Origin of the sequence: Binatus sp. (SeqCode) (genome assembly GCF_036522015.1) — a bacterium.
In the GTDB taxonomy this organism is placed as follows: Bacteria; Desulfobacterota; Binatia; order Binatales; family Binataceae; genus Binatus.
Genome location: NZ_DATDGQ010000071.1, coordinates 1 through 13,484 on the forward strand (window position 1 = coordinate 1; position 13,484 = coordinate 13,484).

Consider the following 13,484-nt stretch of genomic DNA (forward strand, 5'->3'; position numbering starts at 1 on the left):
GGCGGCGACTATCGCTGGCACCGTGGACCGCGTCCTCGCGCAGACTTTCCAGGATTTCGAAATAGTTTGCGTTGACGACGGCTCGACTGACGCGACTCTGGCAATCATGAAACAGTTCGGCGACCGCGTGCAGCCGCTCGAGCAGTCCAACAGTGGTCCCGCTGCCGGGCGCAACAACGGCGCGCGCCATTCGTCGGGTGAGTACCTCGCGTTCCTCGACGCCGACGACAGTTGGACGCCGCAATTTCTCGAGCGTAGCGTGGCCGCGGTCGACAGTGACCCTGCACTGGCGCTGGTGTACTGCAACTGCGCGCTGGCCGACAGCGAGGGCGTCGCGCTCGACACGTCGATTGTCGGCAAGGGTTTCGATCACGCACCCTCGCTGAACGAACTGCTGACGCAACTGTGGCCGATCATGCCGAGCGCTGCGCTAGTGCGGCGCTCGGCCTACGACGCGTGCGGTGGCTATCGCGATGCGTTGAAGGGCGCGAGTTTTCGCTTCGAGGACGTGGATTTCTGGATCAAGATGCGCGAGCGGGGTCCCTTCGGCTATATCGACGAGCCGTTGATCACGTGGCGGTTCGCGTGGTTCCCCAAGCCGCTCAAGCGGCTGCCCGACTACTCGAAGGCGCTGCATGTTTTCGAGGCGTATCTGCAGGAGCGCTACGGCGTTTCCGCGGCGCCGCTGGTCGATGCGCGCGCGCGGGCGCCCCGCAGTATCCTGGCGACGATCGGGCTCAAGGCGCTGCGCGACGGCGATCGTCCGCGGGCTCGTGCCGCATTCGCCCGTGCGATCAAGGTCGATCCATATCGGCTCAAGAACTATTTGCGCTGGATGCGAACGTGGCTGCCGCATCGGCTGGCGCAGAGTTTGTCGGGCGGAAGCTCGCGGCGCGCTCGATCTGATCGCGCATATCAGGAATAAATAGACGGCGTATCGCTGCTGTTGGAGGCATTTTCAATGCGGGTGATTGTAACTGGTGGGGACGGGTACCTCGGATGGCCGCAGGCGATGTACCTGTCCAAGCGCGGCTACGACGTGTGCGTGGTGGACAACTTCAGCCGGCGTCTGTGGGACCTCGAAGGCGGCACCGAGAGCCTGATTCCGATAGCGTCGCTGCACGATCGGGTCGCGGCGTGGCGCGAGACGAGCGGCAAATCGATCCAAATTGCGGTCGGTGATTTGACCGACTACCCATTCATCAGCGGCGTGGTGCGCGATTTCAAGCCCGACGCGATCGTGCATTACGGCGAACAGCGCAGCGCGCCATTTTCGATGATCGATCGGCGACATTCGGTGCTCACCCAGGTGAACAATATCGTCGGCACGCTCAACGTCGTGTACGCGATTCGCGAGCACGTGCCGGAATGCCACCTGGTCAAGCTCGGCACGATGGGTGAATACGGCACGCCCAACATCGATATCGAAGAAGGGTTCATCGAGATCACGCACAACGGACGCACCGACACGCTCCCGTTCCCGAAACAGCCGGGCTCGTTCTATCACCTGTCGAAGGTTCACGACTCGCACAATATCCAGTTCGCCTGCAAAATTTGGGGTATCCGCTCGACGGATCTCAACCAGGGCGTCGTGTATGGAATCGAAACCGACGAGACGATGCTCGACGAGCGGCTCGCGACGCGCTTCGACTACGACGGAATCTGGGGAACAGTGTTAAACCGTTTCTGCATTGAGGCCGCCATCGGCCATCCGCTGACGGTGCACGGCAAAGGCGGGCAGACGCGCGGCTACCTGAACATTCGCGACACGATGCGATGTATCGAAATCGCAATCGAGAAACCCGCGAAGCCCGGCGAGTACAGAGTCTTCAACCAGTTCACGGAGCAGTTCTCAGTCGCACAACTGGCGGACCTGATCCAGGCGGCGGCGAAGCACAAGGGCCGCAGCGTCGAGATTCAGCATATCGCCGACCCGCGCGTCGAAGCCGAGGTGCACTACTACAACGCCAGGCATACCAAGCTGATCGACCTGGGGCTCAAGCCGCGCCTGCTGTCCGACGTGTTGATCGACTCGGTGCTCGACAAGGTCGAGCACTACAAGCATCGCGTCAAGAAGGATCGCATCGAGGCGCTGGTGAACTGGCGCAACATCAGCAACGCAATCGGCTACGGCTCGATGTCAAAGGTCGATGGTGAAGCCGAGAACGAAGCAAAACCAAAGGCACGAATCTCGCGCGCACGGTAAGGGCATTCTTCTCCAATAGCCTCTCTCTATCAGGGAGAGGCCGCGCCAACGGCGCGGGTGAGGGTCCAGATTCCAAGATGCCTTCTCCGAGTTTCCGGCGTCGGTGTGAGGAGTGCTCGCCGCTGCCATTGCGAGCAGAAAGCAATACGAAGAACCAGGAATTTTGACCCTCACCCGCCGCTCAAGGTCTCGCGTCGGCCTCTCTCTGATAGAGAGAGGCTAGGACTCGCTGCGTGCTCCGCGGGAGGCTTTGCCGCCGAGCGCGCGCCGAATCGGCGCGGGCAAGAACGTGCGCGCGATTCGCGTGTAGCTCTTCAGGTAGAGCGGATCGTATTTCAGCACCCTGATGAAGCATCGGCGCGCGCCTTCCATGTTACCGCGACTCATCTCAACTACGCCGGCATTGGCGATCATTCTTACGCGATGGCGGATGAAATTTTTCACCAGCCCGCCGGCGCGCGCACCGTAGCGGGCCTGAATCAGATCCACGATTGCGGTCGGACCGATGTCGCGGTTCAGGACTTTGGGAAACAACTGGCCGTACGTGAAGCGGACCAATTTTTCGGGCAGGAAAATGAAATGCCCCTGCTCGCGCATCAGCAGCCAGAAGTGGATGTCCTCGGCGCTGATGAGCTGCTCGCAGAATCCACCGGCGCGATCGAAGGCGTCACGGCGCATCACCACCGTGCTCGGCGTGATCGGCCAGATGCGCGCGAGCATCTCGTCCATCGTGGGCGCGTGCGCGGTGTCGGGCCCGATTTGCGAGCGGCGGAATTCCTCGCCAGCGTCATTCACAACGATCATGTCGGAGTAAAGCAGTGCCGCGCCCGGGTCGGAACGCATCGCGGTGACAGCGAGCTCGAGCTTTTGCGGGAGCCATTCGTCGTCGTGATCTATTAGCGCGAGCAACTCGCCACGGCTGGCCGCGACGGCGGCATTGCGCGCGGCGGGTAATCCACGATTTTCCTGGCGCACGACGCGGATCTTGTCGCCATGCTTCGCCAATGCTGACGGCGTGTCGTCGGTCGAGCCGTCGTCGCAGATTACGATTTCATAGTCGGCAAACGTCTGCGCGAAGACGCTCTCGAGCGCACGATCGATCGTGGCCGCGCCGTTGTAAACCGGAATTATTACCGAGACGCGGGGAGAGCGTCCGCTCTGCTGCGAATTTGGTTCGCCTGACGCCATCGGTCACTCAGGCGTTGCTGTCTTCAGTGCTCGACGACGGACGCGGCGGGCGCGCCGGAAGAAAGGTTTTCAGATAGCGGCGGTAAGCCTTGAGCGAGGCCGGTTGATAGTAGATGACGCGGGCGAGACATCGGCGCGCATCGCGGGGCCGCCCCTCGTCCATCAGCGCGCGGGCCATATGTCGCATGACCTTCGCTCGCTCGAGCCGATATTCGCGGACAAAGCCACTGGCAGCGGCGCCGTAACGTTCGCGCACCAGCCGCACCAGCAGTTCGCAGGCCTGCTCGCGCTTGAGCGCCTTGGGATAGAGCGGACGCGTGGTCTTACGCACCAGCAATTCGGGGATGCCGCGGAAATATCCGCACTCACGCGCGCGCAGCAGGAACAAAATATCTTCGCAGGCCGTAACGCACCGCTCATCGAACCCGTCGCATCGCTCGAGCACCGCGCGGCGCACCATCACCCGGCTCGGCACGGCGTTCCACGGACGCTCGAGCATCTGCTCCATCGTCGGCGAATCGATGCCGCGGGTTTCGCCTTCCTGGTTGGGCATCGGCCGCCCGGCCAGATCGACGCGCAACGCTCCCGCGTACGCCAGCACGCAAGTTGGATCCCCATCGAGCACCGCCGCGCATCGCGCGAGCATCTCGGGCATCCACTCGTCGTCATCGTCGATGAACGCAACGAACTCGCCGCTCGAGGCGCGAATGCCAGAATTGCGCGCAGCGGGAAGGCCGCGATTGGCTTGCGTCACAACCTGAATTCGATCGCCGTAGCCGGCAAGGACTGCCGGCGTGTCATCGGTTGATCCGTCGTTAACGACCACGACCTCGTAGTCGGTGAAGGTTTGTGCGAAGACGCTGGCGAGAGCGCGGCCGATCGTAGCAGCGCCGTTATAGATCGGAACTATTACCGAAACCTTTGCCATCGCGGCCCTGCTATTTCCCCTGGACTGCGGTCGCCCGCTGCAAGTTGGTGCTGCTTTTGGGCCGGGGACTCTTCCACGCGGAGAGATCGCGTCCGATCATTTTCTCGAGCGCGTCGATTTCGGGACGCATGAGTTCTTGCAGGCGCGCCTCGATGGCCGGATCGAGCGGCGGAAACTTTGGTCCGCCGCCGAAAACCAGCTTCCACGCCCCGGCCTGTTCGAGAAAGTTGCTCGTACCGTAAGCTTGTTTCTCCTCGAGCCAATACATGAAGTGGCGTGCCTTGCGGGCGACGCGCGGAAACCTCGGCAAGTCGTTAATCGAGTTGATCAGCTCGCCTTCGGCCGCTGACGCAGGCACCGGGTAGCGCTCGATGCCGATAAAATCGCAAACGCGGTCGAGGTACGCCTGCTGATCGGTGCGGAGGTCGTCGTTGAGCAGGACCAGCACGCGGTCATCGCCGAAACGCGCGCGGTAGTCGGGCAGATGCGTCGCGTAGCGGCTGACTTCGATCACCTGCGGAACTTTTATCAGGAACTGATCGAGCGGATCGTTGGTCAGCGTGTAGTGACGCCAGAGTTTGTAGGCCGAGTAGATTCGCTCGACCGGATTCCGAAACGAGCAGATGATCTTGCATCGCGGGATATGAATCGCGATGCGCTCGGCGGCCTCGGGGAAGCCGAAGTATGGATTGATTTCGCCGATCGAGCGGATACGGTCGGCGTCGCGAAAGTGATGCGCGTACCATTCGATGCCCTTGTTGTAGTTGGTCGTGAAGAAATCGGTCTCCTTGATTCCGGCCGGCAGATTGACGCGGCTCTTTAGCACTTCGTGCAGCCACGTCGTGCCGGTCCTGCCGGGACCGACCCCGATGAAGTCGGGCAATCGCAGATCGCGTTCGCTGTTGGCAGAATTGGCCATCGATTATGCAACCGTTGCGCGACGCGCTTGCGGCTTCTTCCATGCCGAAAGATCGATACGGAGCAATTCCTCGAGCGCTTCGACTTCAGGCAAGTAACGCTCGCGCAAGCGCTGTTCCTGTTCCCCTGTGAGATGGCCGAACGGCTCGCCGCGTCCATAACAGAAATCCCAGACGCCCGCGCGCTCGAGCAAGTTGCTCACGCCGTATGCCTGATGACCCTGCAGCCAGTACATCAGTTTCCTGGCGCTGCGAGCGAGCTTGCGGTTTTTGGGGGCGCGCGCAAACGAATGAACATCATCACCGATTTCCGGCCGCGCGGAAAGTGCGATGCGCTCGACGTCCATGAAGCCGGTCACGCGGTCGAGATACGACTGCGGTTGCGCGCGGAGTTCGTCATACATCGTGACGAGCACATTGTCGCGGCCGAACAGGTCGAACCAGGTCTTGAGATGAGACGCGTACTGATTGCCGCTGCCGAGATTGGGGCGGGATTTCAGGACCTCGTCGAACGAGCCGTGCGCCCAGGCGAAATGAACAACCAGCTTGTACGCGGAGAAAGCGTGATCGACGGGATCGCGCAGCGTGGTGATGACGCGGCAGTTCGGAATGTGCGTCTTGATGCGATCCGGCGCGAGCGGATGAAAAAAATATGGACAGATTTCCGCGATCTTGCGATCGCCGGTGGCGTAGCGAAAATGATGCGCGTACCAGTCGATGCCCTTGTCGTAGAACGTGTTGAAGAACTGCGTCTCCTTGACGCCGTATGGCAGATCGACGCGGCCTTCGAGCACGCGATGCAACCACGTGGTGCCGGTGCGGCCGGGACCAGCGCCGATGATCTCTGGCAGCCGGCGGCGCGAGGATTGGCTCATCCGAGCGCTAGCCGTTGAGAATTGGGCTCCGCCGCCGGCTGGTGCGATCGGCCCGCGCGCGGCTTTTTCCACGTGGAGAGATCGATGCGGAGCAGTTCTTCGAGAGCCTCGACTTCGGGGAGGTAGCGCTCACGCAATCGCGCATCCTGCTCGAGTGTCAGCGGAGGATATAGCTCGCCGCGTCCTGCGCAAAAGTCCCAAACGCCGGTGCGCTCGAGCAGATTGACGGCGCCGTATGCCTGGTGGCCTTTGAGCCAGTACTTTACCTTCCACGCCTTGCGCGCGAGCCTTCGATTTTTGGGCGCGCGCTTGAACGCGTTTACGTCATCGCCGATGTGCGGCCGTTCAGCGAGAGCGATCCGATCGATGCCTACAAATTCGGTTACCCGATCTATATATCGCTGCGGGTCGGAGCGCATTTCGTCATACATCGTGACGAGAACATTTTCCCGGCCGAAGTGATCCCACCATCCCTGGAGATGGGACGCGTAACGATTGCCCTTCGCCATCGAGGGCCAGACGCTCAAGGTGTGCTCGAAGCCTCCGCGACGTGCCTCGGCGGAATAGCGCAGCGCCTTGTACATCGAATACAGGCGATCGACCGGATCGCGCATCGTGACTATAAATTTGCAGTTCGGCATGATCGTTTTGATACGATCGAGAGTCACGGTGTCGAAGAAGTAGGGACAAACCTCCGCGACCTTTCGTTGGCCGGTCGCGTAGCGAAAATGGCGCGCGTACCAGTCGAAGCCCTTGTCATAGAAGGTGGTGAAGTACAGCGTCTCCTTGACGCCGTAGGGCAGATCGACGTGGCCCTCGAGCACGTTGTGCAGCCAGGTGGTGCCGGTGCGCGGCGGACCGATGCCGAGAAACTCCGGCAGCCGGGACTTCGTGTTCTGATTCATCCAAGTGCCACTCGCGGCGTCCGGCTTTCGTCTGCGAGATCGCGTTGGCTCGCGGCCCGCGGCTTCTTCCATGCGGAGAGATCGATCGCGAGCAATTTTTCCAGCGCTTCGACTTCGGGCAGGTAGCGCTCGCGCAGGCGCTCGTCCTGCTCCGGAGTGAGGCGCGGATACAACTCGCCGCGGCTCTGGCAGAATTCCCACACGCCGGCGCGCGCCAGCGCCGTGCGGACGCGATACGCCTGGTGGCTGTTGAGCCAATCGATCACGGCGGTCGCGCGGCGGGCGAGCCGGCGATTTTTGGGCGCACGCGCGAAGGAGTTTATGTCGCTGCCAAGGTCGGCGCGGGGCGAGAGCGTGACTCGCGCGATGCCCATAAAGTCGCAGACGCGATTGAGATACGCCTGCGGTTCAGCGCGCAGTTCATCATAAATGGTGACGAGGACGTTCTCGCGGCCGAAGCTGTCGAACCACGATTCGAGCTGCGCCGCGTAGCGGTTCGCGCCGCCGAGATTTGGCGAGGCTTCTATAACCTGCTCGAGTGTTCCGCTGCCAACGCCTCCGTAGTGGCGTTGGAGCTTGTATACCGAATACATTCGGTCGACGGGATCGCGCATGGTCGCGACGATCTTGCAATCTGGAATGTGCTGCTTGATGCGCTCGCGGGCTTGCGGCCTGAAAAAAACGCCGGGACAAATCTCGACGATTTTTCGATCACCGGTACCGTGGCGAAAGTGATTGGCGTACCACTCGATTCCCTTGTGATCGAAGTGCTCGAAAAAGTGCGTATCCTTGACGCCGGCCGGCATGTCCACGGAGTCGCGCAGAGCGTTGTAGAGCCAGGTCGAGCCGGTGCGCGGGGGGCCGACTCCGATAATATCGGGGAGCCTCATCGGCCATATTTCATACGAATTAGCCGTGCAGTGCTAGCCGAGGTCGCTTAGAGCATGCTCCAAAATTGTCAGGCCTTCGTCCATCAGTTCGGGGGACGCGGTCAGCGGCGCGAGGATTCGGATCACGTTCGCGTAGATTCCGGCGGTCAGCAGGATCAAGCCGCGCTCTGACGCTCGCTTCGCGAGGCGGCTGGCCAGTTCGGGCGCGGGTTCTCTGGTCGTACGGTCGCGGACCAGCTCGAGCGCGAGCATCGCGCCGAGGCCGCGGACGTCGCCGATGAACGGGAACTGCTCGCGCATCGCTTCGAGGCGCGTACGAACGAGCACGCCCTGCTTTTCGGCGCGTGCGAGTACGTGCTCGTCGCGGAAAACGTCCAGCACTGCGAGCGATGCGGCGCATGACACTGGATTGCCCGCGAAAGTGCCGCCGAGACCGCCAGGTGCGACGCTGTCCATGATTGCGGCGCGGCCAATCACACCTGAGAGCGGGAAACCGCCGGCCAGGCTCTTGGCGACCGTGATGAGGTCGGGCTCGACGCCGGCGTGCTCGACCGCGAACATCCTGCCGGTGCGGCCGAAGCCGGTTTGGATCTCGTCGGCGATGAAAACGATGCCGTGGCGATCGCAGAGCGCGCGCAGCTCGCGCAGAAAGTCGAACGGCGCGACGTTGAAGCCGCCCTCCCCTTGAACGGGCTCGATGATGATCGCGGCGACGCGTGACGCCTCGACCGATGATTTGAACAGCGTCTCGAGCGCGGCGAGGCTCTTCTCGGTGCTGCCACCGCGATACGTGTGGGGGAACGGAGCGTGAAACGTATCGGCGGGAAAAGGCCCGAAGCCGGCTTTGTAGGGATTTATTTTGCCGGTCAGCGCGAGCGCCATCAGCGTGCGGCCGTGAAATCCTCCAGTGAAGGAAATAATCGCCGAGCGGCCGGTCGCGTGACGTGCGATCTTCACAGCGTTCTCGACCGCCTCTGCGCCGGTGGTGAGAAAGATCGCTTTCTTCGGCGCGGCGATCGGCGCGAGCTGGTTCATCCGCTCGGCCAGCTTGATGTATGACTCGTATGGCGTCACGCCGAAGCAGGTGTGAGTGAAGGCGTCGAGCTGAGCCTGCACCGCGGCCATCACGTGCGGATGGCGATGACCGACGTTGAGCACCGCGATGCCGCCGCCGAAATCGATGTAGCGGCGGCCATCGGCGTCCCAGATTTCGGCGCCCGACGCGTGATGGGCGAGTACTGGAATCGGCACACTGACGCCGCGGGGAATGGCGGCGGCGATGCGCTCAGCTAAAGTGGTTGCGACGCTCATTCAGGATTGAGTAACAGTTTCGGAGCCGCCAGCAAATCGGTAATATCGACGAACACTGGCGATGAGCACGCACGCTGAAAGTTCAAAACTCTACGAACCGATCGTACCGTCGGATCAGATTCAATATCGCGAATACAAGCTGTTGCTGAAGCCGGACCTGTTCCCCGACGAGAAAGCGTTTCACAGATTCTGGAAACTGGCGCATCACGCGACGAAGTCGCTCGGCATCAAGCTCGGCAAGATGGGCGAATCGATCAAGCCGCATCTGCGCGAAGTGGTGTTCTACGACACTCCCCACTTCAAGCTCTACAATCATGGCTTCATCCTGCGAAAACGCACCTTCTATCATCACGGCGTGCCCGACGCGCATCACGAGTTGGTGATCAAATTCCGGCATCCGGACAAGAAGGTGGCGCTGGCGGTGGATCCGCGCCCGCTACTGCCGTGCGAGTACACGCTGAAGTTCAAGGAGGAGATCCTCCTGCCCAAGGACGGCACGCTGGGGATGCGCCTGGTGTATTCGCACAACTGCGAGCTCGACACGCCCAACATCATATTGACGCAACGATTCGAGACGACTGCCGAAGCATTCCCCGCGCTCAAGCACATCGACGCCAATCCGAAGGCTGCGCTGAGCGTGGTCAATAACGTCTCGATCCAGGAGTACCTCGTCGAGCTCGGGATGCTGGACTTCGGGCACAAGCTCGAGGCGAAGGCGAACCTTGCGGTATGGCGGGTGCGCTCGACCGACACGCCGATCGTCGCGGAGTTCGCCTACCAGCTGAAGTTCGACAGTCCCGAATCAGTGCGGCGCAAGCAGCGAGAGCTTTCCGAACTCTTTTACACGGGCCTGCAATCGCGGGCCACAGACTGGGTGCAGCGTGGAACAACCAAAACCGCCCTTATCTACGGATACGGAAACGCCAGTCTCAAACACCAAGAGTGAGCCCGATCTTCATCCGAGCCTGCTGACGCTGTTCAGGATCTTCCTGCTCGCGGGAGGGTTGAGCTTCGGCGGTGGCGCCGTCGCCTACCTGCGCGAGTACCTGGTGCGCGAAGAGGGATGGCTCGACGACGAGGGATTTCTCGGCGCGATGGAGATTAGCGAGACGCTGCCGGGGCTCAACGCCGTCAACATGGCGATCATCATGGGCGACAATCTGCGCGGGATCGCCGGCGCGGCGGTGTCAGTGGTCGGGATGCTGCTGCCGGGCTCGGTCGTCGTGATGGTGCTCGGGATTCTGTATCAATCGAATCACAGCAATCCTGACGTGAAGCGTTTTCTGCTCGGGATCGCGGCCGCGGCGGTCGGTTTGTTGTCGGCGGTGACGCTGCAAATCGGTCGGCGCCAATTTCGCCAGCTTCCCGACATTGCAATCATCGCGGTGACGTTTCTCGCGGTCAGCTTCCTTAAAGTACCGCTGTTCGCGGTGCTGCTGGGGGTCGGGCCGATCTCGGTATGGCTGTATCGTCCGCACGTTTCAGAACCACGCGCGCAGGACGAGCATCTGCCGTTTCATCGCGGCGCGCGTCATCACCTGTTTCGGCACTAGCTAATTGAGATCCAACGCAACATGACAAGATTGATACACCTGTTCCTGGTCTTCTCGCTGCTGTCGGTGCTGGCGGTCGGCGGCGGCACGGCGGTGCTGCCCGAGATGCAGCACATGACGGTGCATACCTTTCACTGGCTGACGGACGCGCAGTTCCGCAACATCTACAGCCTCGGGCAGGTCGCGCCCGGGCCGAACATGTTGATGGTACTGGTGATCGGTTACCAACTGGCGGGATGGGCCGGGATGGTGGTGGTTGGGATCGCATTTTTTCTGCCCGACTGCATCATCACGCTGTTCGTCAATCGATGGTGGGTGCATCTGGGCGGATGGCCGTGGCGCACGTCGATTCAGCGCGGGCTGGCGCCGGTGGCGATCGGCCTGATGACATCGGGGACGTACGCGATCGCGAGGCTTTCGATCATAAACGTGCAGACGCTGGGCATCGCACTCGTGGTTTTCGGGATCCTGCTATGGCGCCACGTCAATCCGGGCGTGCTGGTACTGTTGGGCGGCGCCGCTTACGTACTGTTGAGCTAGGGGCCTCGGGGAATCGGCGCCTGGGGTTGATGTCGTCGCGAGAGTGTCCGGATTCTGATTGGATGCAGAGCAACGCAGAACCGGAACCGGGCGGCGCGTGCGCGCCGCGGTCCGGAGGCCGGAGAAGCCATCTCCTGCCGCTGGCGATGCTCGCTTCGTCAGGATGACAGAAAGGTAAAAGAAAACGCCGGCAGGAGCGGATGCTCCTGCCGGCGTTTTTGCAATCAGGATCGAAAGGCTACATGTGTCCGACTTCAGACATCTTCACCATCGCCTCAGTGGTGAAGAACGCGCGGTCCACCGCGCCCATGTTGATGTACCAGCATTCGCGCTCGGGCGTCTCGATGCCTGGCAGGTAGCACATGGTGGCCTCACTGCTCTGCACATCCTGCGACGACGCGCCGACGACGAACTCACGCTTGAAGGGATAGATCGCGACTTTGGCATCGGGAACCGGACGGTCGCGATATGCCAGCCAGTAAACGTGGTTGCGGAACAGTTCGCCGCGACGATCGTACGTGTCGATGTACGGCTCGAACCACATTTCAGAATCCATGTAGATGACCGTCTTGGAATCGAGTGCCGCCGCGTTGTTCACGCTACGCCGGGGTTCCGCGGTCACGATGTACATGTGACGCATCTGCCATCGCTCCGGGCATGCGCTGGCGCCGCCGTCGGTGGCGCACCGGACTTCCGGTGAATGCTCGGCATCAACTGTCGCGAGCATCTCCTTCTCGCCGAGGAACTTGTAGTTGTACTGCTCGGTCTTGGGATTGAAGCCCGAATAGTGATCGGGATCCCAGGTCTGCGCGCCGGTCGCGCTCGAATTGATCGCTTCGTTCAGACGGCGCAGGCGCCGCGAACCGGTCTGCCAGGTCCAGGTATCGTCGCCATGATTTGGATCGGCGTAACGATAACGCAGCAGGCTCGTGCCACGGGCGTCTTGCGGCGCAAGCTCTGGCCCGAGCAGAAACAGCCACAGGCGGTTGGTCTTTTTGAAATCAGGATCGACTGGAATCGGCTCGACTTCGGTCCGGCCTACGAGATCGTATCCGGCATAATGCCCGAGCTGTCCATACGCGACTTCGAAGAACGGCTTGTTGTAACCGCTGTAAACCGTGTCGCAGTCGAAGTATCGCAGATCGTAGTCGTCCGACTGGATCGGGCGGAATACGTTGTTCCAAACGACCTTGGTCGCGACGTCAGGATCGTTCGCGTCGATCAGCGGAAACGGCTGTCCGGCGACATAGCCGACGACTGTGCGGTGATCCTTCGAGAGCTGCACCTGCGAAGAATACTTTTCCGTCGCATCCTTATACGGAGGTGGCCAGTCTACGCGCACGGTCGGCACGATTTTCATCGACATGCCGTGCTGAACTCGGTAAAACACGCCGGGCGAAACCAGGTCTTGCACCTGCGACGAGTTGTTCGGAGTGATGAAGTCGCCGGGCTTGACACCTGCCTCCCCAGGCAATGTCATCGCCACGAGGGCCAGCATCGCGATGCCCCCGACGACTAACGATTTGCGAATCCCCAATGTCCCCAATAGCATTCGAACCTCCGTAAAGCCGTGAAACGTTATTTCGCTATGGCCCGACTAAAAGCCTTCTGGCGTGAAATATTCACACCCATAGTCTGCTATTAGAACGCTCAGGCGCGGATGTCAATCTGCCTAATTACGCCTGCGGTCAAATTTACCTATTGCGTTCCGTGAGGCACGGGCCTAGTCCGCGAATTCAGCCGAATCAGTTGATTCCGTAGTGCCTGCGCTTGCGCCAGAGCGTCGTCACATTAATCCGCATATCCGGACCGGGCGTCGACGCGCCGCCATATATGAAGCGGATTCGGCTATTTGCCGCCGCCGGTCCGCCATTCGGATTCTGACCGGCGGCGATAGATGCCCTTGTCGCGCGCCAGCATCCCGCATCCGATCATTTCGCGCCGCAGCGTGGCGCAGTCAGGATGATGCAGCTTGAGGATCGCGTTCACCTGCGACTCGGTGTAGCTAATGCCCGGCTCGAAGAAAGCGACCAGCCATTTCAGGATTACCAATCGCTTCTTGTAGCTGACCGGAATTTCGCGCAGGCGATCTCCATCCACAAAGTTGTCGAGAACTTTTCGCTCGGAGCTGCGCGCCTCGGCCGACACGGCCAGTCTGGCGATACTGTCGC

Annotated in this window: 14 protein-coding genes; 5 read left to right on the forward strand and 9 right to left on the reverse strand. The window is 61.3% G+C overall.

All coding sequences use genetic code 11. The features are described 5' to 3' along the window. Together VIW95_RS03005 and VIW95_RS03010 are read left to right on the forward strand one after the other, a co-directional pair. The coding region (locus VIW95_RS03005; protein WP_331583896.1) for a glycosyltransferase family A protein at window positions 1-925 on the forward strand (925 nt) is incomplete at its 5' end. A 36-nt stretch (window positions 926-961) separates the two neighbouring features. After that, the gene (locus VIW95_RS03010; RefSeq protein WP_331583898.1) at window positions 962-2,206 is read left to right on the forward strand and encodes an NAD-dependent epimerase/dehydratase family protein; all 1,245 of its coding nucleotides are present in this window, start codon (window positions 962-964) and stop codon (window positions 2,204-2,206) included. A gap of 219 nt (window positions 2,207-2,425) precedes the next feature. On the opposite strand, the gene VIW95_RS03015 is transcribed toward VIW95_RS03010, so the two are convergent. Genes VIW95_RS03015 through gabT form a run of 7 tightly spaced genes read right to left on the reverse strand, consistent with a single transcriptional unit; the run spans window position 2,426 to window position 9,220 of the window. Then, entirely contained in the window at window positions 2,426-3,394 is a 969-nt protein-coding gene (locus VIW95_RS03015) for a glycosyltransferase family A protein (protein WP_331583900.1), read from the reverse strand. Window positions 3,395-3,401: 7 nt separating this feature from the next. Beyond that, window positions 3,402-4,322, reverse strand: a complete 921-nt coding sequence (locus tag VIW95_RS03020; protein ID WP_331583902.1) for a glycosyltransferase family A protein — start codon at window positions 4,320-4,322, stop codon at window positions 3,402-3,404. A gap of 10 nt (window positions 4,323-4,332) precedes the next feature. Then, window positions 4,333-5,241, reverse strand: a complete 909-nt coding sequence (locus VIW95_RS03025) for a sulfotransferase domain-containing protein (protein WP_331583904.1) — start codon at window positions 5,239-5,241, stop codon at window positions 4,333-4,335. 3 nt (window positions 5,242-5,244) lie between these two features. After that, window positions 5,245-6,114: a sulfotransferase domain-containing protein gene (locus VIW95_RS03030; RefSeq protein WP_331583906.1), complete on the reverse strand. Its 870-nt coding sequence runs from the start codon at window positions 6,112-6,114 to the stop codon at window positions 5,245-5,247. After that, window positions 6,111-7,019 carry a sulfotransferase gene (locus tag VIW95_RS03035; protein ID WP_331583908.1) on the reverse strand — a complete coding sequence of 303 codons (909 nt, stop codon included), beginning with the start codon at window positions 7,017-7,019 and terminating at the stop codon, window positions 6,111-6,113. Before VIW95_RS03035 ends, VIW95_RS03030 begins: the two co-directional genes overlap by 4 nt. Continuing rightward, entirely contained in the window at window positions 7,016-7,909 is an 894-nt protein-coding gene (locus VIW95_RS03040) for a sulfotransferase domain-containing protein (protein ID WP_331583910.1), read from the reverse strand. Before VIW95_RS03040 ends, VIW95_RS03035 begins: the two co-directional genes overlap by 4 nt. A gap of 33 nt (window positions 7,910-7,942) precedes the next feature. Continuing rightward, the gene (gene gabT, locus VIW95_RS03045; protein WP_331583912.1) at window positions 7,943-9,220 is read right to left on the reverse strand and encodes a 4-aminobutyrate--2-oxoglutarate transaminase; all 1,278 of its coding nucleotides are present in this window, start codon (window positions 9,218-9,220) and stop codon (window positions 7,943-7,945) included. Between the two features lie 61 nt (window positions 9,221-9,281). Between gabT and VIW95_RS03050 the strand changes: the two genes are divergently transcribed. From VIW95_RS03050 to VIW95_RS03060, 3 genes are read left to right on the forward strand one after another with little or no spacing between them, the layout of a single operon-like run. Beyond that, window positions 9,282-10,166, forward strand: coding sequence for a hypothetical protein (locus VIW95_RS03050; protein WP_331583914.1), 885 nt, complete (start codon window positions 9,282-9,284; stop codon window positions 10,164-10,166). Then, complete coding sequence (locus VIW95_RS03055; RefSeq protein WP_331583916.1) at window positions 10,102-10,773, forward strand: chromate transporter; 672 nt, start codon at window positions 10,102-10,104, stop codon at window positions 10,771-10,773. The genes VIW95_RS03050 and VIW95_RS03055 overlap by 65 nt, the downstream gene beginning before the upstream one ends. Before the next feature lie 21 nt (window positions 10,774-10,794). After that, entirely contained in the window at window positions 10,795-11,313 is a 519-nt protein-coding gene (locus VIW95_RS03060) for a chromate transporter (protein ID WP_331583918.1), read from the forward strand. A 238-nt stretch (window positions 11,314-11,551) separates the two neighbouring features. On the opposite strand, the gene VIW95_RS03065 is transcribed toward VIW95_RS03060, so the two are convergent. Together VIW95_RS03065 and VIW95_RS03070 are read right to left on the reverse strand one after the other, a co-directional pair. After that, a complete protein-coding gene (locus VIW95_RS03065) occupies window positions 11,552-12,865 on the reverse strand; it encodes a DUF1329 domain-containing protein (RefSeq protein WP_331583920.1) in 1,314 nt (437 codons plus the stop codon). A gap of 296 nt (window positions 12,866-13,161) precedes the next feature. Further along, a partial coding sequence (locus tag VIW95_RS03070; protein ID WP_331583922.1) for a DUF2087 domain-containing protein occupies window positions 13,162-13,484 on the reverse strand: 323 nt, incomplete at its 5' end.

Excerpts from the sequence above, each read along its gene's own strand:
- VIW95_RS03010 (WP_331583898.1), top strand. The coding sequence starts at position 962 with ATGCGGGTGATTGTAACTGGTGGGGACGGGTACCTCGGATGGCCGCAG.
- VIW95_RS03060 (WP_331583918.1), top strand. The coding sequence starts at position 10,795 with ATGACAAGATTGATACACCTGTTCCTGGTCTTCTCGCTGCTGTCGGTG.
- VIW95_RS03040 (WP_331583910.1), bottom strand. The coding sequence starts at position 7,909 with ATGAGGCTCCCCGATATTATCGGAGTCGGCCCCCCGCGCACCGGCTCG.
- VIW95_RS03020 (WP_331583902.1), bottom strand. The coding sequence starts at position 4,322 with ATGGCAAAGGTTTCGGTAATAGTTCCGATCTATAACGGCGCTGCTACG.
- VIW95_RS03065 (WP_331583920.1), bottom strand. The coding sequence starts at position 12,865 with ATGCTATTGGGGACATTGGGGATTCGCAAATCGTTAGTCGTCGGGGGC.
- VIW95_RS03050 (WP_331583914.1), top strand. The coding sequence starts at position 9,282 with ATGAGCACGCACGCTGAAAGTTCAAAACTCTACGAACCGATCGTACCG.
- VIW95_RS03030 (WP_331583906.1), bottom strand. The coding sequence starts at position 6,114 with ATGAGCCAATCCTCGCGCCGCCGGCTGCCAGAGATCATCGGCGCTGGT.
- VIW95_RS03025 (WP_331583904.1), bottom strand. The coding sequence starts at position 5,241 with ATGGCCAATTCTGCCAACAGCGAACGCGATCTGCGATTGCCCGACTTC.
- VIW95_RS03035 (WP_331583908.1), bottom strand. The coding sequence starts at position 7,019 with ATGAATCAGAACACGAAGTCCCGGCTGCCGGAGTTTCTCGGCATCGGT.
- VIW95_RS03015 (WP_331583900.1), bottom strand. The coding sequence starts at position 3,394 with ATGGCGTCAGGCGAACCAAATTCGCAGCAGAGCGGACGCTCTCCCCGC.
- gabT (WP_331583912.1), bottom strand. The coding sequence starts at position 9,220 with ATGAGCGTCGCAACCACTTTAGCTGAGCGCATCGCCGCCGCCATTCCC.